The following is a 19,365-nucleotide window of genomic DNA, read 5'->3' as shown; positions in this document are numbered from 1 at the left end:
GCTTTTAGAATATTTATTAATTTTGGGTTTGAATATGCTAGTAGCATCTATCGTATTTTTACAAGAGTACTGCATAGGTAGTATAAGACTGTTTCATTATAAGAGAATCTTTGCCATGATTCTAGTAATACGTTCATTGTTGAGCATATGGATCATTTACCCTACGGCAGCTCCCCTGTTAGGGACGCTAAATATCTTAGTGATTCAATCAATTATATTACTTTGCCTTTGGGGGATTATGCAGTGTGTAAAGAAGTACGAGGGAAAGTGGTATATTACAATGATTGCACTTATTATTTATGGTCTTAGCTGTTATTTTCATATTATGTATGCGAAAACTGTATAGATAATTAGAGGGTATTTATAGTGGGACATGTGATAGTTATGATGGATGGGAAACGCAAGTTGTAGAGTGATAATAAAGAAGGACTATTCTAAATTGAATTTTAGATAGTCTTTTTTATTGTGAAAATAGGGGTTTGAAATATTGCTAGTGAAAGTTAATATAAAATGGAATAGCTGAGATCCTACTCATTTGTACAAGTAATAATTTTTTATTTAAAAATATAATGCATAAAAATGATGATTGAGGAAGATTTGATGAACTTAAAATATAAAAATGGTTTTTATGTAAAAGAAGATGTGCATGGGGAAACTGTATTAGTATCTCAAAAAAATTTAGGTGAATGTATAGAATATATTAATATGTTTAATATTTCTGGAGTACAAATATGTGATATGTACTATGAATTAGAAGATATAAACTTTTTAAATGAGTGTGAGAATATTACACATTTAATGTTAGATAACATGTTTTTAAAAGATGTATCGGGTATATATGATTTAAATAAACTTCAAGATATATCAGTAATGGAGTCTAATTATAAATTAGAGTTAAATAAATTAACAAACTTAGAGAGCTTGACGATGTACTGTGATAAAAAGATAACAGGCTTACAGGAACTAACGAATTTAAAATCACTTTCTTTATGGAAATACAGTCCTAAAAATAGAGATTTGACTGAATTGAAACATTTACGAAATTTAGAAGATATAAGGATTACACAATCTAAAATAGATTCAATCAATGGTATTGAAAATTTTAAGAAATTGCAGTCGTTACAATTAAATTATTTACGTACATTAAAAACGATAGAGCATTTAAAGTATGGGAGTAGAAAATTACTTAATTTAGAAATGGAAGTATGCAAAAATATTGAAGATTTTTCTGTTATTCAATGTTTAGAGTCTTTAGAGGTTTTGCACCTTTTCAATTGTGGGGATATACCGACAATAAGTTGTATACAAACATTAGATCATTTAAAACGTTTTTCTTTTTGGGGAAGTAATGTTGTAGATGGTGATGTTAGTTTCTGTGAGGGGATAGAATTTGTTAGTTTTACAGACAAAAAGCATTACTCTCATAAAAATAAGGATTTTAATGATATATAAGAGATAAGAGGGCATTATAATGAGGTTTCCAAAAGATGAAGATGGGCAAGTACTGAATAAATAAAAAGAGTGTCTAATTACTTTCAAGGAGAAAATATGGATATATATATTGAAATGCACAAGCCCGCAACTGAAAAAAATGAATATTTTCTTGTGCTAGATGAAAATGATAACTTTGAAAATGATAAAAATTTAAATTTATTATCATCGGTTAATAGATATATAGTTGATGTTGATACAGGCATGGAACGATTTATGGAAACAATGATATCGAGATTTCATTTATATATTTTAGTGAATTGTGAAGGGGTTCAAGAAGAATTAACAAAGGTGCAAAATTACATTTGGGAAAAAGAATTAAAAGAGTTAAACTGGAAAAAATCCACTGTAAAGAGCATGATTTTAACGAATCAGTATGATAATACAACTAATATTTTCGATGTGATTTCTCCTGTATGTATGGAGGGAAGTCTTATGTTCCTTTTCTCTGAGAAGGCAGTAAGCGAAGAAGAGTTAGAAAATATAATAAAATATATGAAATTTGATCGGACAAGAATATATTTTAATAAAGAAACAATTGAACTAGCAGGGAAAATGGGTTATATAGTAGGGCATTTTACAGATGAATATTATATAGTATCTTTACGTTTGGAAAAGCAAGTATTTGTTTGTTATGGGGAAGAACGTGTTATGGGGTAGAATAGAGATACAAAACATGAAATTGCTACGTTGAGAATGAAAATGCATCTAAATTAAGGGTGTATTTTTTTTACAATCTGTATGTATTTCATCTCATCAATTTTTTATTTACTGGTGTAGTTGCATGTAACTTTTTCTGAAATGATAATGTGCTGTTATTTTTATAATGGAGATCGTATTCACCCGTTATACGGGACGGATAGTAAGGGATGATTAAACGTGAAGTATACTTATTATTCGGAATTTCATTTAGTTCAAATGAAAGATAAAAAGGCTAAAGGTATGCCTCTTAGCCTTTTGTTTAATCAATACTTCTCAGTTTTATATTCATTTGGAAGCTATTTGAGTTAATTTACGAATAAATTCCACTGCACTGTTTTTATTACCTGCCAATTCTATAGGTACAGAGATGTAGAGTGCAGTATATAATTGTTTCGCCATATACCTCCTAAGGTGTTTTTAACAAGGTGATGGGTTATTTTTCATTGTGATATTCTTCTAAAGTGATACCTTTCTCGTATATTTCTGTTGCAATGTCACCTACGTATCGAATATGCCATGGTTCATATGAATAACCTGTAATGTGCTCTTTTCCTTTTAAATAACGTATAATAAAGCCAGCACGATGAGCATTGTTTTTAAGCCATTTTCCTTCAGTAGTATTCGCGAATTGAGTTTCTAGTGTATTATTGACACTATTCGCAGAAACATCCATCGTTAAACCTGTTTGATGTTCGCTATGACCTGGCTGTGCAGAAACTTTATCAGCTTGGACTTGACCTTGTTTCGCTACATTTCGTCTATAAACAGTTTGTTGATATTCTTCCGAACGAAATCCGGATATAGCATGTAGTACTATTCCATCTTGTTTCGCTAAAGCAAATAATTTTTCCAAAGCGATAGCAGCTTCTTTTCGTAAATGACTTTTTTCTTGAATCCCATCGAATGCAAAAGTAACTTTAGGTACAACTAAATCGTCAGGTCTATAATTACTTGGAAGTTTCCTATTTTTATTAACTACTACATCCACACTATTGGGGAATCCAATAGTTACAGATCCATCATTATTTTGTATATCGTCCTTGCCTTTAGCGATGTCAGTTATACTAGGGAAAAAAATATATATGCATAGGAAGAGAAGAACAGCTCCCCCTACTAAGCGGCCTATTAATTTTCTAATCATTTTATTTACTCCTTATAGCAATCTATTTTAAAATTTACGTTTCTATGTAATTTCGTATTATCTATTTATCATAATTTAAAGATTAATGCTACCAATTCAAAAAAGTCGAGCTAATTTTATTAAATCCATATGAAAATAATTTTTTTGTTTCTATAAATCTCTTAGTATCTTCGTTAGTTCCCGCAACAACAGAAATCAGCCTGTTTTTACCTTGTTTTGCTGTGCCTGTAAAACAGTATCCTGCTTCATCTGTAAATCCAGTTTTCAAACCATCAATTCCTTGAAAATACAATTCATCATTAGATGTATCGAGCATCTTATTTGTAGTTATTATAGTTGCACCATTATACGATAATGTATAGTTTGTTAGCTTGGTTATATCTAAAACTTCGGGATATATTTTTAACAAATGTTGCGCGAGCGTTGCGACATCTAAAACAGTCATTTTTGACTCTTTATTTTGAGCATTTGGTAGTCCTGTAGCATTAACAAAATGAGTCGCATTAGATAAATTTAATTGCTTTCATATTCATAAGCTTTGTAAAATTCTCTTCACTTTTAGAAATATGCTCAGCTAAAGCAACAGCAGCATTATTGGCTGATGATATTACCATCGCATGAAATAAATCTCTAACAGTTAAACGATTACCAACTCGTATATTGATCTTAGCCCCAATACTATTTACAGCATTTGGACCAATTCTGACGGAATCGCTCCATTTTAATGTACCGTTATGAATTTTTTCTAGTACAATATACTCGGTCATCATCTTTGACATACTTGCTGGAGCAAGGGGCACATTTTCATTCTTACCATAAACAACTTTTCCTGATTGTGCATCCATTAGTATAGCAGCGTTAGCTTCTATAACGGGTTCTTTTGTAAAAGCTAAATAAGTATATAAGGTCACAAAAATAGCAATAAATACTATAAGCATGTTCCTACTTCTCTTTGCTATTTTCATTTTCTATTCTCCTTCATCATTGTTACTAGCAAAGTGTATGTTTCAGGTTTTGTTGCAAAGTTTCCGAAGACATAAAGAGCTGAGGAATATTGCAACAGAATCTGATTTTTATTATTACATTGCAATAGTAAATAAACTATCTAATAACCTTACGTAAAGGTGACAAACTTGTAAGGTTTCATAAGTAGAAAATGAATGTAACAAAAGGATCCTATTAATTTAGACCTCTAATCGTTAGATGCAAATCTAACAATTAGAGATCTTTACTGTGATGAACAAGGTGCTTAATATTTACGTTTAACGTGCATAACAAGTTATAATAGAAGAAATTAATAAGGAGGCTGGCTGTGAAGAATCTTCGTTATTTCAATATATTTACTATGTTACTTGTATACACACTACTTATGTTTTACATAGGCTGGAACGGATGGGTTTGGCTCAGTGCGGTATTTGGCTGGGAATCTTGGGGGTATTACGCTTTCGTAGTTGGATTTATTTCATATGCGTATATTCTCGTGCAAGTGTTTAAGTTTTTGCCATTTCTGCGAACGATTGGTTCGATTTGGTTTGCGGTCATACAATATGCGCTTATGTTGTTGCCACTTGCTGATATTACAGTTTTCCTTTTTCAATTTGGGGTGGAGAAAGAAACAGCAATTATTTGGACAGGGGCGGCTGTGATAGCTGCATTTATCTTTATCTTTGCGTATGGGGTATTTAATGCGTATAGCCCCGTAGTAAGAAAATATGAGGTACACATACCGAAAAAGGTAGAAGGGCGTAAAAGTTTACGCATTGCGATGGCTTCTGATATGCATTTCGGTAAATTGTCTGGTGTTGCTCATTTGAAGAGACTTGTCCGTCATGTAAATGAAATGGAGCCCGATATTATTTTACTGCCAGGTGATATTATCGATGATCATCCAGGAGTATTTATTCAAAAAAACATGGGTCATATTATGAAACAAATGAAAGCTCCATTAGGCGTATATGGTGTGTTAGGAAACCATGAATATTACGGCCGAGCTGTTCCTGAGTTTTTACAAGAGATGGATAAGATTGATATTCGTATTCTTTTAGATGAAGTCATTACAATTGAAGATGATTTTTATCTCGTCGGAAGAAGGGATAAAACAGAGCGTGATCGTCAAAGCTTTGAAAATCTAATGAGTACGGTAGATAAATCGCTTCCTGTTATCGCAATGGATCACCAACCATTTGAATTAAAACAAGCAGCGGACGCTGGCGTTGATTTATTATTATCCGGTCACACGCATCGCGGACAAATGGCGCCGAACCATATTGTGACGAGAAGAATGTACGAACTAGACTGGGGATACGCACAAAAAGGTGCATTCCACGCAATTGTTTCTTCTGGATTTGGATTCTGGGGACCACCGCTTAGACTTGGAAGTAGATCTGAGATTGTGCAGGTGGAGGTTACGTTTGAATAGATTTATGAAATAGAGGGCTGATGGCTCTCTATTTTTAAAAATAAAAAAGGCTCCACATAAGGAGCACTCAATAAAAGTATAGTAAATGAATTAAAACAAATAACAGACATTTATAATATATACAAAAACAAATTTAATATCAATATATATTTAAAAATAGATATAAAATAAATCAGAACATTCATGTTTGTATTGTTAAATATTGTATTTACTCGCCTTTGAAAATGAGATACTATAAGAAGACTCTGCTTGAAAAGGGGGATTTTAAGTGATCATATCAGATGCCATATACGGTGAGTTTAAAGTAGATAAAGTGTTAGAAGAATTAATTTTAAGTAAGTCTGTGCAAAGATTAAAAGGTATTCACCAAAATGGCGCAAGCTACTTAATAAATGAGAAATGGAATGTAACGCGCTTTGATCATTCAGTTGGTGTTATGTTGTTAATTAAGAAACTAGGTGGTTCAGTAGAGGAACAAATTGCAGGTTTACTGCACGACGTATCGCATACTGCTTTTTCTCATGTAATCGATTACGTTTTTGATAACAAAAATGAAAGTTATCATGAAGAGATATTTAGTTCTGTCGTGAAAAACTCAGAAATTCCAGCGATTCTTTCAAAGTATGGTTATAACTATGAAGATATTTTGTTAGATGACTCAAAGTGGACATTGCTGGAAAGATCAGCACCAGAATTATGTGCAGACCGAGTGGATTATACATTACGAGATATGTATACATATGGGTATATTTCTTTAGAAGAAGCTCAAAATTTTTTAGATGATTTAATCGAAGTTAATGGGAGAATGGTTCTTCAAAATATTGAAATTGCAGAATGGTTTACGAAGACGTATTACAAAGAAGTAATCGATTTCTTTATGAAACCACTTAATATTTATGGAAATGATATGTTAGCTAAAACGTTAAAGTTAGCTCTTCATAAAAAGGTTATTCATGCAGATGACTTTCTTCTTGAAGATCATGAGCTTATATCGAAATTGCAGCTATGTAACGATCCAGAAGTACATGTTTTATTAAGAAAAATTCATCCAAGTATAGAAGTAAAAGAAGATAGAAATGAGTATGATCTACATCAGAAAAATAAAGTGCGTCTTATTGATCCGCCGTTACTTCGTGCAGGTGAGGTTATTCAATCGTCTGTTGTGTCAGAAAACATAAGGAAGATGAGTGAGATCGCTTATGAAAAAGCGGTGAGAGGGATGTATGTGAAAGTGATTGCGAATTAAAAAAGAAGTAGCGCATCATTTCTAATGCGTTACTTCTTTTTATTAATTATCAAACCAATTCCAAACCTCAATATCTCCAAGAGTCGCATAACGTACGTGCGGTGAGTTTTGTAATTTTAATAACTCTTTTGACGGTCCAGTAATGACAATGCCATATACTTTTACTCCGTTATCTTTTACATATTTATAACGTTTATCTAAGTTTAGTTCACTTTCAGGAAGCATAGCAACTGTACTTACAGTTTTTTTATGTGTAGAAAGAATGCGCATCATTTCAATAACTTTATCCTCTTGCGTTTTCAGATTTTCTGTTTCATCATCAAGGAATCCTATATGTTCTGGAAATCCTATAAAGTCGCTCCCAGATAGGATGAAATCTTCTTCGTTTATTCTTTCTTGCCCCGTATCTAAAGCGTACCATACAGGGGTTGGAGGGAGTTCTTGTGCTTCAAATACACTATATAAAAGTGGTTCTAACTCTTGTAAAGTGTAGGATTTATCAAAAGAAATTGCTACTTCTGCAACGGTTCCCTCATGTACCTTTGCAAGTGTATCCCAAACCTTTTTAGATGCTTCTTTCAAATAATCACCTTGTTTTATTTTTGGATGAACAAAGTGGATGTTCGGTTGATAGTGCATATTCACCCAAGATTTATTTGTGATATTTAAAGAAGATAAAAAGCTGCTCGTTTCTATTGTACCGAGTGGCATTTCTTTTTTACCAATCGTTTTGACTAAATCAAATTGGCTGTTTGTTCGAAAGAAAGCTTCTACACTTGTTCCGCCCCCCATGACGCGGCTATTTGGGATAGTTGCTTCAAGTGCAAGAGAGGGAACATCTCTTATTTCTTTTAGCTTTTTATCATTATTAGCTTGAAAATAAAAGGCAGACAATACCCCGCCAATCATATATATAACGATACAAATTGCTAGTATAAAACCAAACATCTGTAAACGATGTTTCCACTTAATTCTCCAAAAAGGAACTTTAAGTTCTTTTGGAGGTAATTTTTTCTTTACGGGTTCACTCTTCGTAAGCAATTCATCTAAATGAGCTTCACATTCTGCACAAGTTTCTATATGACTTTCTAACTGTTCTTGCTCATCACGTGTGAGCGTACCTTTTTCATATTTCTCCCAAAGTTTTTTAAACTCTGCACAACCCATCTGTATCACTCCTTTATGCTTCTTGCTTCTTTTCGTCCGCGGTGTAATTCAATTTTCACTTTCGCTAATGAGAGACCGGTCATTTCTGCTATTTCCTTATAGGTGAATCCGTAGTAATCTCGTAGTAGTAGCATATTTCGTCTTTCGAGCGGAAGTGAGGATAAACTGTCTAACCAACTAGCAATCTCATGTTTTACAAAATATGCATGTTCTGTACTTGGCACGTTTGGTAAATGGAATTCTTCAACTGTCGTTGTTTTATATTTTTTTTCTTTTCGATACCAATCGATAAAGGCGTTGTAGGCAATCGTAAACAACCACGGCCTAATTTCTTCTCCTTTATAATAATCAATGTGGACTAGCATTCGGTAAAAGGTTTCTTGCATAAGATCTTCCGCGTAGTGAGAATCTCCGGTTAGGGAGAGAAGATAGCGAAATAAATCTTGCATATGCTCTGAGTAAATCTCTTCTAATGATTGTTTGCGTTTCACTAATTTCCCTCCCTTCATACATAACAACGAAATACATATAAAAAAGTTACATTTGTTTTTAGAATTATAGTAAAAAACGTCAAGAATCAGATATGATTCTCTTTTATCATAATACATATAAGGCGGGTGAACAGAGATGGAAAGCTATGAAACACAAGTTCAAAGGTCAATTGATTATATTGAGGAAGATGTAATGGAAAAACAAACGCTGCGTAATTTGGCGCGTATTGCAGGTTTTTCTGAGTCGCATTTTCATCGTGTATTTCAGGCGTTAGTAGGTGATACAGTAATGGAGTATGTTCGAAAGAGGAGGTTAGCCCGGGCAGCTTATCAACTTTCTCATACGGATGAAAAAGTTATTGATATCGCATTTGAGCATGGCTTTCAATCTCACGAAACGTTCACGAGAGCCTTTAAAAAATTATTTCAAATGACACCAAGTGAATATCGAAAACAAGAAATCGAAACACCGATGTATTACAGAGTGAATGTAAAGCAAAGAAAATTAAATCCGTATTTAGGAGGCATACAAATGGAATATCGTATTGTAAATAAACCAGAATTTTTAGTGGCGGGTTATGAACTGAAGACGACAAGTAAAGAAGGAAAAAATCATCAAGACATTCCAGCATTTTGGCAAGAATATTTACAAAAAGATCTTGGAACAACGATTCCGAATCGTAAAGATACGAGTCAATGGGTAGAGCTAGGATTATGTACTGATTTTAATTTAGAAACAGGGGACTTCACTTATATAATTGGAATGGAAGTTACAGACTTTGAAAATGCACCAAATGCAGTTGCAAAGCGTACATTCCCAGCAGCGACATATGCAGTATTTACAACGCCGAAAGTTCCTCATGAAGAAATGATATCGTCTATTCATCAAACGTGGAATGCAGTATTCTCAGAATGGTTCCCGCACTCAGGATATGAACATTGCGGAGTTACAGAATTTGAGCTATACGATGAGCGTTCCCATGCAGATAAAAGTGAGTTTGCTCAAATTGAACTTTGGCTACCAGTGAAGAAGAAATAATAAGAGGAAAAGTGAACCACTCAGTGGTTCGCTTTTTTATCATATAGGTTGCTACATTTGACGATTTTTGTCGGTAAATCGATATATCTTGAGTTGCGCCGATATAATGAAAAAATCGCCGGTATAATTTCATATACTGTAGAACTATTAAGAAAACCACTTCATAATTTCATTCACCGAAAAAATTCCTCAAAAAAAAGACGCCCTACAGCGTCTTTCCTATGAACTAAACGGAAACATAAGTATAATCGTCGTTCCTTTTTCAAGTTCACTATCAATGGAGATCGTTCCGTTATGAGCATGAACGAGCTGTTTTGTAATGGCGAGGCCAAGTCCAGTTCCGATGTTGCTTTCTTCTGTATTCGTTCCTCTGTAGTACCGCTCGAATAGAAGTTCTTTCGTTTTATCGTCCATACCTTTTCCATCATCTGAAATAGATAGTGTAAAGAAGTTAGCATTTTGCGAAAGTTTTACGATTACGTTTGTCGTTTCATTATTATGTTTTACAGCGTTTGCGAGTAGGTTTTCGATAATACGCTGGAACCATTTTTCTTCAATAAAATATTGGATTTTGCTTGAACTTGGCACAAATTCAATATTTTGATTTTGTAGTGTTGGGTTATTAATAAATTGTAATAATACTCTTTGGACGAACTGATTAATTTCAACATTTACGTGTTGCGCAGGAAGAGTATCATTTTTTAATTGATATGTTAAGCTTAAGTCGTCAATTAATGTAGTCATATATTGAGATTTTTCTTTCATTACATGGCCAAATTGTTGAATGTCTTGATCAGTCCAATTATATTGCTTCGATTCTAGTAATAATGCATAGCCGTATATAGAGCTAAGCGGTGTTTTTAGATCATGCGTCAGGCCGGTAATCCACTCTTCACGTGTTTGTTGCAGTACTTTTCTCATTGCATCGTTCTTTTTCAAAGTAATAGAAAGGTGCTCTAGTGAGTTTGTAACATCTTTAAATATACGGAATGACCATTTTTCTTTACCGGAGCGCCGGAACCGAACAGGTTTGCCTTTTTTACTAACAGGTTCTTCATATTTTCCTCCGGCTATGTTTTTAAGCCAGCGCATCGTATGTAATAAAGGCTTTCCAAACTTATTTCCATACCAAATTGAAAGAATGACTAAATAAACAAACACAATAAGGAGGATTAAGCTGCATCCGATTAGAAGTTTCTTGGTAAATACATCATCTAATTCATCATCTGGATAATAATGAGCGTTTGGGGCGGATACAACGACGAGATGACCGCTATTTGAATCGTAAAAACTAGATGTATTTTCTTTATAATTCCACGGTTCTTTTTCATTAAGAGCCGTTTTTATGGCTGAAAATGTTTTTTTCTTCCCAGTTGGATAGGAAAAAACTTCTTCTCCATTGTTATTAAATATTTGTAGTGTTGCTTTTTCTTTAGAAATTAATTGTTTTTCTTGTTCAGTTAGTGCAAATTCATTTAATGATAAAGAAGGATGTCCTTGTTGTATCGTTTTTAGTAAAGTATTACTTTTTAGTTTGGCACCGTAAATAACGATCGCTGGTTTCTTTTCTAATTTAATCTCCCAATAGTTAAATTTATAAATACTGTTGCTGCTATTCTGTAAATACGTAAGTAAGGATGTCTTTGTGTAAGAGGTAGGAACATCGCTAGGCGTATTAAAGTTGTAAAGGACCTTTCCATCTTCATCTACAATTTGAAGCCAATCACTCTTTTCTTTTATTAAATCTTTTACCTCAGATTTTAAAGTAATTTTATTGTCTTCAGAAGAAATATATTCGGAGATTGTAAAGGTATCATAATCAGAAATATTAGGTTCATATAAAGTACTATTAAGAAGAAAAATTAAATAAGAAAAAGAAGCAACTACTGCGATAAGTAACGTAACTAAGACGAAAACGTGTTGTAAAATAAACTGGATTATAAGTCTCTTATTAAAATTCATATCTTTAACCTACTTTGTAATGAACTTATAGCCAAGTCCACGAACTGTTTTTATGTATTCTGGTTTACTTGGATCATGTTCAATTTTTTCACGTAGTTTTCGAATGTGAACCATAACAGTATTATCATCTCCATTATAGGCAGGTGCTCCCCAAACTTTTTCGTATAATTCTTCTTTCGAAAATACGTAGTTCGGATTCTCACAAAAGAAGAGTAGTAATTGAAAGAGTTGAGCGGAACATTCGACAACGTTTCCATCTACTGTTAGTTCCGCAGAATGTTGATCAATTTCAAATCTCCCAAATGAAATGGAGTGCGTTTTTTGTTCTTGTACGCTTTGCTTCATATGTCTTCGAAGTTGTGCTTTCATACGAGCGACTACTTCAAGTGGATTAAATGGCTTCGTAATATAATCATCGGCACCGTATGAAAATCCAGATACTTTATCTAAATCAGAAGTTTTCGCTGTTAGAAAGAAGATGGGGCAATCCGTTTTTTGGCGAATGATCGGACAAATGTCAAAACCAGACTGTCCAGGAAGCATCACATCTAAAATGATTAAATCGTAATTGTTTTGCTGGGTGAGAGATAAGGCTAGTTCCGCAGAGGTTGCAGTTGTAATATGAGAAAAACCTTCTTTTTTAAGAATGGTAGTTAGTAATTGTAAAATTGCTGTTTCATCATCAACGAGTAAAATATTTGCGTGATACATATGAATCCCTCCTAATTTCCTCGAATATCATATCATCTTTTTGTAACTTATGGAATTTTTAAGGAAATTTTAAGGTTTTCTTTCACAAAAAATTAAGATTCAAATGATATGATAAAAGTAACATGGGGAGGAGATGAATGTGAATCCGTTTCAAACGATGCGAGCTAGATATTTTTTAATTGTATTTGCATTATTAATTTTAATAGCACGAAGTAGTAATGAAGTGCTAGAAAATACATTTCATATACAGAATTCATCTTTTATAAACATTCTTATATTTTATATCCTTCCAATAGTATGGCTGTTTTACGGATATAGAAAGCATCGTGTTTCATTTTCATTATTTATTAATAGAAACGAAACATTTAATCTAGTGCAAGTTTTGTATATCGCAATTATGCTATGTATGTTTAGTTACGGCTATCTTATTTTGTACATGTACAGCTTCGCGTGGATTACACCAGATTTTATTATGAATGCCTTGCATGAACCGATTATAGACAGTACCGGGGGATATGTATATCAATTTATTATGGTCGTATTTATCGCGCCTATTGTCGGAGAGTTTGTTTTTCGAGGATTTTTACTACAGCGTTTTGCAGCAAAATGGGGTACTAGTATAGCGGTGGTCGTTGTAGCACTTTTATTTGCATGCTTACATGTTGATTTCCTTGGTGCAGTTGTGTTTAGCATCGTAATATCAATTGTATATATTCGTACGAAAAGCTTACTCATGCCAATTGCCATTCATATGTTAAACAATGCGTTTGTGCTTAGTTCATCTTTTTTAGTAAGCAGAGAAAAGATAATGAGTTTTGCCGATTTTTCGAACTATACGACATTCTTTCCAGGATTAATTATTTTTATGGCAGGATTAAACTTAGTACTCATCTTTTTATTTGTGAATCGCAAATATTGGAGTAAAGAAGTGCCTGTTATATATGCGGAGAAGGAAAAGAGCTTTTCGAGCATAGTGGGGGATAAGTAAGGTAGAGAAGATGTTTGAGAAAATATTGAAGGAAATGATAGATTCCACTTCTATTAGACGTAAGTACTTCTCCATCAATAATGATTTCATCTTATCGTGTTAGGGACATTAATAATAGTTAGCTTTATTGTGGAAGAAATGATGAGGCGTATCTTCAGACAGTATGTAAAGAACGAAGAAAATTATGTTAGGGCTCATAAAATGTTTGAGAAAGTAGTGGGGACTTTTATTTTATGAAAACTAAATCATCATTAATTCGTAATTTGAAAGGGATGTATAAAATTATATGAATGAAACAATATCGTCAAATAAGTTTTTTTATTTGATTGTACTGAGTTTAGTATTAATTACGACAGTAAATGTTGTTCTTCGCTGGGAGGAAGCTTACTTTTTTATGTATTTAGCGCTCCATTTATTAGGGATTTTATGCATTACGGGCGGAGTAGTTGCTGAGAAAAAGCATGAAGAAAGTATTAATTATATGTGTGTGATTGGTCTTATTTTACTTTTAACTGTACAAGGTATTATGAAATATAGTTCTTTTTCTTTGCAAGATTTTAGTTTATTAATAGATGTGCTTCCTTAAGGCGGATTATTATAACGACGCTAGTTTGTAAGTACATTTCTTATACATAGATTATGAGACAAAGAAAATATTTAAAAATAGGGAAAACTCTTCTTGTAATAGAAGAGTTTTTTTATATAAATTGAACGAGCTAGAACAATTCTCACGATTAGCTTGTTCTAATTTTGAAAGTCCGAACTTACAATAATAATAGACAGGCAGCATAGAGGAGGGAATAGCGTGAGGAAAGTTATTGGGTGGTCGCTTTTTTTGTACGTTGGGTTTGCGTTACTTATATATTGGTATTTATTTGGATGGAATCATGAACTCATTCCAGACATGTATAAAGGAACGAGTGCGGATCCAGAGACTTTTATGAATGCGAGGGAGCTTACGCTAAGCCAAGATTATTCGCGCGTGAAAAACTTACTGTACTTTTTAGCGACGCCTCTTGAATGGATTATTTTATTGTTTGTACTTGTGCTCGGTATTTCAAAAAAGTTTGAGAAATGGTCGAAGGAAACGACAAAAATAAATGTCTTACAAGTTGCGATTTATTTCTTTTATTTATCATTACTGACAACAGTCCTTGCCCTGCCGATGCAATGGATTGGGCGTAAAGTGTCGGTTGCTTACGGTATTTCCACGCAAAGTACACAAAGCTGGATAAAAGATCACGTTATCGATTTTTGGGTTAATTATGCGACGATGTTACTCATTGTTACTGTTCTTTTATGGCTTATCCGTAAATTCCCGAAGAGATGGTGGCTAGCAGGGTGGGCGCTCTCTGTACCGTTTACAATTTTCTTAACGTTCGTGCAACCTGTTATTATTGATCCACTTTATAACGACTTCTCGACGCTGAAAAATAAAGAATTAGAAACGAAAATTTTAGCGATGGCAGATAAAGCTGATATTCCAGCTAAACACGTATATGAAGTAAATATGTCGGAAAAAACGAATTCGTTAAATGCATATGTAACAGGAATAGGCCTTAACTCGCGTATCGTAATGTGGGATACGACGCTTAAGCAATTAAAAGATAAAGAGATTTTATTTATAATGGCTCATGAAATGGGACATTACGTAATGAAACATATATATTGGGGCGTTGCGAGCTATGTCTTGCTATCGTTTATAGGTATGTATTTAATTAGTCGTATTTTAAATATGTGTATTCGAAAATGGGGAGATACGCTGAAAGTTTCAAAAATGGCATGTTTCTCGATTTTACCTTTATTTTTCTTAATTTCTTCTGTACTATCCTTTGCATCACAACCAGCAACAAACTACGTTTCTCGTATAGAAGAACGAGCGGCAGATCAATACGCTTTAAATATGACGAAAGATGGAAATTCAGGTGTGAGAACTTTTCAATACTTATCAAAAACAAGTTTAAGCCAAGTAAATCCGCCTGCGTTAGTGAAATTTTTCTTATACACACATCCACCAATTTTCGAAAGAATTCATACGTTTGAACAATATGAAAAACAGAAGAAGCAGTAGTATACTGCTTCTTTTTATTGTGGAGTATTCGAATTTTGGAAAATTATAGTGTATAATATATGGAATATTCAGTGAAATGTTTAGGAGGTTAATATTTTGTTTCATTCAAAATCAATGCCGGCTATAAAAATGATTCTTTCGATGTCTATTTTCGGATCGATTGGATTTTTTTCTGTCCAGACAGGTTTACCGTCTTTTGAATTAGTATTCGTTCGTTGTATTTGTGCGACTATATTTTTAGCATTATGTTGGTTCGTAACGGGGCAGTACAAAAGTGAGAAATGGAACAAAAAAGAAACCATGCAAATATTAGCTTGTGGTGTATTTCTTGTTTTTAACTGGGTGTTTTTATTTAAAGCGTTTGAAGTTATGTCGATTACAATTGCGATTTCTGTATATCATCTTGCACCGATCATCGTATTAATAATTGGTAGTATTGTATTTAAAGAGAGGTTTACAGTATTTTCTATTATATCCATCATTATTTGTTTTATCGGTACAGTTTTAATAGCTGGAGTAGATGGCAATGTGTCGCTTGAGAAATTAATGTCATCTGGAATGGTGTGGGCACTTCTTGCAGCTTTATTTTATGCATTTACAACGTTGCTCGGAAAAGGAATTAAGCATACGAGTGCGTATGCGATGACATTTTTACAAACATTTTTAGGTATATTTTTACTATTACCATTTATAGATTTCGGAGCATTTCAAGGATTAACACAAACGAATTGGATCATGATTACAGCGACAGGACTTATACATACAGGGTTTGTGTACTATTTGTTTTTTGACAGTTTAAGAGATTTACCGACGAGACTAATTTCTGTATTAGTGTTTCTAGATCCTGGTGTTGCGATTGTATTAGATACAGTCTTTACTGGATTCAGACCGACTAGTATGCAAATTGTAGGGATTGTCCTAATATTTGTAGGGATGGCGTTTACTTTTCGGAAGCCACGAGATGAAAGAGTGCAAGTATGCTCAGAAGCGTGATTTATTCCAATAATTAAATAATATTGTAAAGATTTTGAGTATTCAATATAATCGAAAAAGAGGTGAATAAAGAAAAAGGTGGATGACTAAAATGAAGAAGTTATTAAAAGTAGCTACATCATTAACGTTAATGGGCGGAATATTTGTAAGTGCAAATGGTGCTTCTGCAAATACTGGCGTGAATCAAAAATCTGGTCCTAATATTATTATAGATTTTGATGATTTATCAAAGGATCACTGGGCATATGATGAAATTGTTGAACTAGTGCATCACCGAATTATGTATGGCTACGGAAATGGGAAATTTGGTGTAGAAGATAATGTAACACGCGAACAAGCAGCGGCAGTACTGTATCGCGCACTAGATTTGAAGCGAAATGTACATATTGAAAATCCATATGGAGATATTGACGGGAAATCAACAATGTTTCCTTATGAAATTTTACAATTAACAAAGCTCGGTATTTTTAAAGGAGACGAAAATCAGAACTTCCGTCCAAAAGATACGTTAACTCGTGCGGAACTAGCGCAAATTTTGGTGAAAGCATATAATCTGAAAGCTAAACAACCTCATACATTTACAGACGTATCAGAAGATTATTGGGCAAGAGATGCGATTAGTGGGCTACAATCTAATAACGTTGTAGTAGGAACAGGCGATGGGAAGTTTGAACCTGAAATGCTTGTAACACGTGGGCAATTTGCGAAATTCTTAAAAAAGGCAATCGATAATTCACCAGGGAAAATGGAATAAATAAGAGTGTAAAAAAGTACAAGTAGATTATATTTGTGCTTTTTTTGTCTATAAAGTGAAATTTTTATAAGTGAAGGACTTGATTAGTAGATAGTAGAATATTGTATATATAACATCTTTTCAAAAGCTTTTGTCTATCCTTTTGAAAATTAAATAGAGGAACTAGAGCGTAAAGATGGGAATATTTCTTCAAATGATTTGTATGCAATTCAGAATACCAATTGGAATTGAGAGCGAATTGGCTCACCTAGTAATCTTCAAAATAATAGATGTTAAAAATGCAATATATTACATAAGGCTTGTAAATACAGCATATGTAATATGAAAAAAGAATTTAGTCTATTATGTTCCATTTTTAATAAAGTGGAAATGAAGGAGAGAGGACAATGAAGAAAAAAATGTTACGTATAATGGCCGCAGCGACTATTATGGGTGGATTGTTGGTAAGTGCAAATGTTCCTAACATAAAAGCAGAAGAATATCCTGAAATGATTGTATTTGACGATGTCCCAGTAAACCATTGGGCATATGATTATATTCTAGATGCGGCATATAATAAAATTATGCTAGGTTATGGAAATGGAAAGTTTGGTGTAGGTGATAACGTAACACGTGAACAAGTGGCGGCAGTACTATATCGCGTACTTAATATAGAACATGAAGGACCGTTAAAAAATCCGTATAATGATATTTCTGAAAGATCAACAATGTTTCCAAATGAAATTTTAGCATTAACAGAACGCGGTATTTTTAAAGGTGATGAGAAGGGGAACTTTAGACCTAGGGGAATAATTACACGTGCAGAAGTAGCGCAAGTTCTTACGCAGGCATTTTCATTTGAAGTGAAGCAACAGCATACATTTGCAGATGTACCGAATAATTACTGGGCAAAAAATTCAATTAGTGCTCTGCAATCAAATAATGTCATAGTAGGGACAGGAAATGGAAAGTTTGAACCGAATAAAGTTGTAACACGTGAGCAATATGCAACATTTTTATATAAAGCTATTATTAACTTTCATTTAAAAAATGAATGACGTTAAATTATATTGATATAGTATATTTTAAGAAAAAAGCGCGAAGATAACGCGCTTTTTTCTTGTTTTAAATGGCTTATTTTGTATATTTATTATGCTGTTCATAGTTTAGTGAATAGTATCATATGGAAAAAACAGGTTAATTTTAGTTACTTTTTATATCGAAAAAATATGATTTAGTAACTTTATTGTTCACTAAGTATAAAAATAAGTATATGAAATAGAGTTCATAAATTAGACAAAACTTATATGGATAAGTGTATTGTTACTTTTCTATGAATTCTTTATATTAGAAAAAAATACGTTTTTAGGGAGAGAACAAAGTGAAGAAAAAAATTTTAAAAGTAGCAACAGCTTTAACAATTATGGGTGGAATTGCATTTAGTGCTGAAGGCGCTACAGTGAATGCTGAAGTAGCTGCTAAGCCTAAGCCACAACAAGCAAGTCAGGCTATCTTTAAGGATGTACCAGCAGGACATTGGTCTTACGAAGCAATTCAAACTTTAGCACAAGAAGAAATTATGCTTGGTTATGGAAATGGCGTGTTCGGTTTTGGTCATAACATAACTCGTGAACAAGTAGCTGCTTTAATTTATCGTACTATCGATTTCAGTGAAGTATTCGAGGAAGGCGATATCCTTGAGAATCCATACAAAGATATTAATGAAAAATCAACAATGTTCTTAGAAGAAATTTTAGTATTAACAGAGGTAGGTATCTTTAACGGTGATGGAACTGGAAACTTTAGACCGAAAGATACACTAACACGTGCAGAAATGGCTCAAGTACTTACAGTAGCATATGAGTTAGAAGTAAAAGGAACACAAGGATTTAAAGATGTACCGAAAGGACATTGGGCATACAATGCGATTAATGCAGTAGGTTCAAATGGTATTTCTGTAGGAGATGGAACTGGAAACTTTGCTCCAAACATGAAAGTAACACGTGAACAATATGCACAGTTCTTATTTAAAACAATTTTTGAATAAATAATAAAAAAGAGTCAGTGTTATATAACACTGACTCTTTTTTTGTGTGTAACGATGGTAAAAGAATATAGTTTCATAAAAAACAATTAAATTTTCAAAAAAAACTTCCTTTTCTGAAGATTTGTTATATAATATAAAACATAAAATCAAATCTGTTATAAAAC

18 protein-coding genes and 2 pseudogenes are annotated in these 19,365 nt (G+C 33.2%); 14 read left to right on the top strand and 6 right to left on the bottom strand.

Annotation, left to right across the window (positions count from 1 at the left end; all coding sequences use genetic code 11):
* Positions 1 to 34 precede the first annotated feature (34 nt).
* The 3 genes from JDS80_RS31410 (at position 35) to JDS80_RS09825 (ending at position 2,151) form a co-directional block, all read left to right on the top strand.
* Positions 35 to 346 carry a hypothetical protein gene (locus JDS80_RS31410; protein WP_414645826.1) on the top strand — a complete coding sequence of 104 codons (312 nt, stop codon included), beginning with the start codon at positions 35 to 37 and terminating at the stop codon, positions 344 to 346.
* Positions 347 to 600: 254 nt separating this feature from the next.
* Positions 601 to 1,452 carry a leucine-rich repeat domain-containing protein gene (locus JDS80_RS09830; RefSeq protein WP_199638243.1) on the top strand — a complete coding sequence of 284 codons (852 nt, stop codon included), beginning with the start codon at positions 601 to 603 and terminating at the stop codon, positions 1,450 to 1,452.
* Between the two features lie 96 nt (positions 1,453 to 1,548).
* Positions 1,549 to 2,151, top strand: a complete 603-nt coding sequence (locus JDS80_RS09825) for a hypothetical protein (protein WP_199638241.1) — start codon at positions 1,549 to 1,551, stop codon at positions 2,149 to 2,151.
* A 475-nt stretch (positions 2,152 to 2,626) separates the two neighbouring features.
* Here the strand turns inward: JDS80_RS09825 and JDS80_RS09820 are convergent, their stop codons facing one another.
* Both JDS80_RS09820 and JDS80_RS09815 read right to left on the bottom strand, forming a co-directional pair.
* On the bottom strand, positions 2,627 to 3,334 hold the full coding sequence (locus JDS80_RS09820; protein ID WP_199638239.1) for a M15 family metallopeptidase: 708 nt from the start codon (positions 3,332 to 3,334) through the stop codon (positions 2,627 to 2,629).
* A gap of 88 nt (positions 3,335 to 3,422) precedes the next feature.
* A pseudogene (locus tag JDS80_RS09815) lies at positions 3,423 to 4,179 on the bottom strand (D-alanyl-D-alanine carboxypeptidase family protein).
* A 467-nt stretch (positions 4,180 to 4,646) separates the two neighbouring features.
* Between JDS80_RS09815 and JDS80_RS09810 the strand changes: the two are divergent.
* Both JDS80_RS09810 and JDS80_RS09805 read left to right on the top strand, forming a co-directional pair.
* Positions 4,647 to 5,753 (top strand): metallophosphoesterase, encoded by a 1,107-nt coding sequence (locus JDS80_RS09810; protein WP_199638237.1) that lies wholly within the window; start codon positions 4,647 to 4,649, stop codon positions 5,751 to 5,753.
* Between the two features lie 268 nt (positions 5,754 to 6,021).
* On the top strand, positions 6,022 to 6,999 hold the full coding sequence (locus JDS80_RS09805; protein ID WP_199638235.1) for an HD domain-containing protein: 978 nt from the start codon (positions 6,022 to 6,024) through the stop codon (positions 6,997 to 6,999).
* 42 nt (positions 7,000 to 7,041) lie between these two features.
* Here the strand turns inward: JDS80_RS09805 and JDS80_RS09800 are convergent, their stop codons facing one another.
* Both JDS80_RS09800 and JDS80_RS09795 read right to left on the bottom strand, forming a co-directional pair.
* The gene (locus tag JDS80_RS09800) at positions 7,042 to 8,166 is read right to left on the bottom strand and encodes an anti-sigma factor (protein WP_199638233.1); all 1,125 of its coding nucleotides are present in this window, start codon (positions 8,164 to 8,166) and stop codon (positions 7,042 to 7,044) included.
* Between the two features lie 5 nt (positions 8,167 to 8,171).
* Complete coding sequence (locus JDS80_RS09795) at positions 8,172 to 8,675, bottom strand: RNA polymerase sigma factor (protein WP_116733434.1); 504 nt, start codon at positions 8,673 to 8,675, stop codon at positions 8,172 to 8,174.
* 118 nt (positions 8,676 to 8,793) lie between these two features.
* On the opposite strand from JDS80_RS09795, the gene JDS80_RS09790 reads away from it, so the two are divergent.
* Positions 8,794 to 9,696 (top strand): AraC family transcriptional regulator, encoded by a 903-nt coding sequence (locus JDS80_RS09790; RefSeq protein ID WP_199638231.1) that lies wholly within the window; start codon positions 8,794 to 8,796, stop codon positions 9,694 to 9,696.
* A gap of 219 nt (positions 9,697 to 9,915) precedes the next feature.
* Here JDS80_RS09790 and JDS80_RS09785 read toward each other — a convergent pair whose 3' ends face one another.
* The gene (locus JDS80_RS09785; RefSeq protein WP_199638229.1) at positions 9,916 to 11,658 is read right to left on the bottom strand and encodes a sensor histidine kinase; all 1,743 of its coding nucleotides are present in this window, start codon (positions 11,656 to 11,658) and stop codon (positions 9,916 to 9,918) included.
* A 9-nt stretch (positions 11,659 to 11,667) separates the two neighbouring features.
* The gene (locus tag JDS80_RS09780) at positions 11,668 to 12,369 is read right to left on the bottom strand and encodes a response regulator transcription factor (protein WP_071744587.1); all 702 of its coding nucleotides are present in this window, start codon (positions 12,367 to 12,369) and stop codon (positions 11,668 to 11,670) included.
* Positions 12,370 to 12,508: 139 nt separating this feature from the next.
* On the opposite strand from JDS80_RS09780, the gene JDS80_RS09775 reads away from it, so the two are divergent.
* The 8 genes and pseudogenes from JDS80_RS09775 (at position 12,509) to JDS80_RS09745 (ending at position 19,201) form a co-directional block, all read left to right on the top strand.
* Complete coding sequence (locus tag JDS80_RS09775; protein WP_071744588.1) at positions 12,509 to 13,357, top strand: CPBP family intramembrane glutamic endopeptidase; 849 nt, start codon at positions 12,509 to 12,511, stop codon at positions 13,355 to 13,357.
* Between the two features lie 90 nt (positions 13,358 to 13,447).
* Positions 13,448 to 13,647: pseudogene (locus JDS80_RS31405) on the top strand (hypothetical protein); the annotation flags it as partial.
* Entirely contained in the window at positions 13,644 to 13,943 is a 300-nt protein-coding gene (locus tag JDS80_RS09770) for a hypothetical protein (RefSeq protein WP_016104139.1), read from the top strand. The pseudogene JDS80_RS31405 and the gene JDS80_RS09770, both read left to right, overlap by 4 nt.
* Before the next feature lie 219 nt (positions 13,944 to 14,162).
* Positions 14,163 to 15,428, top strand: a complete 1,266-nt coding sequence (locus tag JDS80_RS09765) for a M48 family metallopeptidase (RefSeq protein WP_071744590.1) — start codon at positions 14,163 to 14,165, stop codon at positions 15,426 to 15,428.
* A gap of 96 nt (positions 15,429 to 15,524) precedes the next feature.
* Positions 15,525 to 16,421 carry a DMT family transporter gene (locus JDS80_RS09760; RefSeq protein ID WP_071744591.1) on the top strand — a complete coding sequence of 299 codons (897 nt, stop codon included), beginning with the start codon at positions 15,525 to 15,527 and terminating at the stop codon, positions 16,419 to 16,421.
* A gap of 82 nt (positions 16,422 to 16,503) precedes the next feature.
* The gene (locus tag JDS80_RS09755; protein WP_071770344.1) at positions 16,504 to 17,175 is read left to right on the top strand and encodes an S-layer homology domain-containing protein; all 672 of its coding nucleotides are present in this window, start codon (positions 16,504 to 16,506) and stop codon (positions 17,173 to 17,175) included.
* Between the two features lie 386 nt (positions 17,176 to 17,561).
* Positions 17,562 to 18,212 carry an S-layer homology domain-containing protein gene (locus JDS80_RS09750; RefSeq protein ID WP_199638227.1) on the top strand — a complete coding sequence of 217 codons (651 nt, stop codon included), beginning with the start codon at positions 17,562 to 17,564 and terminating at the stop codon, positions 18,210 to 18,212.
* 323 nt (positions 18,213 to 18,535) lie between these two features.
* Positions 18,536 to 19,201 (top strand): S-layer homology domain-containing protein, encoded by a 666-nt coding sequence (locus JDS80_RS09745; protein ID WP_071744593.1) that lies wholly within the window; start codon positions 18,536 to 18,538, stop codon positions 19,199 to 19,201.
* Positions 19,202 to 19,365: the final 164 nt, after the last annotated feature.

Source organism: Bacillus cereus group sp. N8 (genome assembly GCF_016483685.1).
GTDB lineage: Bacteria > Bacillota > Bacilli > Bacillales > Bacillaceae_G > Bacillus_A > Bacillus_A proteolyticus.
Note: the sequence above shows the minus strand (reverse complement) of the source record. Positions and strands in the feature narration are given on the sequence as shown.

Coding starts and splice junctions, on each gene's coding strand:
- JDS80_RS09800 (WP_199638233.1), bottom strand. CDS start 8,166: ATGGGTTGTGCAGAGTTTAAAAAACTTTGGGAGAAATATGAAAAAGGT.
- JDS80_RS09770 (WP_016104139.1), top strand. CDS start 13,644: ATGAATGAAACAATATCGTCAAATAAGTTTTTTTATTTGATTGTACTG.
- JDS80_RS09790 (WP_199638231.1), top strand. CDS start 8,794: ATGGAAAGCTATGAAACACAAGTTCAAAGGTCAATTGATTATATTGAG.
- JDS80_RS09830 (WP_199638243.1), top strand. CDS start 601: ATGAACTTAAAATATAAAAATGGTTTTTATGTAAAAGAAGATGTGCAT.
- JDS80_RS09785 (WP_199638229.1), bottom strand. CDS start 11,658: ATGAATTTTAATAAGAGACTTATAATCCAGTTTATTTTACAACACGTT.
- JDS80_RS31410 (WP_414645826.1), top strand. CDS start 35: ATGCTAGTAGCATCTATCGTATTTTTACAAGAGTACTGCATAGGTAGT.
- JDS80_RS09825 (WP_199638241.1), top strand. CDS start 1,549: ATGGATATATATATTGAAATGCACAAGCCCGCAACTGAAAAAAATGAA.
- JDS80_RS09820 (WP_199638239.1), bottom strand. CDS start 3,334: ATGATTAGAAAATTAATAGGCCGCTTAGTAGGGGGAGCTGTTCTTCTC.
- JDS80_RS09795 (WP_116733434.1), bottom strand. CDS start 8,675: ATGAAGGGAGGGAAATTAGTGAAACGCAAACAATCATTAGAAGAGATT.
- JDS80_RS09750 (WP_199638227.1), top strand. CDS start 17,562: ATGAAGAAAAAAATGTTACGTATAATGGCCGCAGCGACTATTATGGGT.
- JDS80_RS09755 (WP_071770344.1), top strand. CDS start 16,504: ATGACTAAAATGAAGAAGTTATTAAAAGTAGCTACATCATTAACGTTA.
- JDS80_RS09780 (WP_071744587.1), bottom strand. CDS start 12,369: ATGTATCACGCAAATATTTTACTCGTTGATGATGAAACAGCAATTTTA.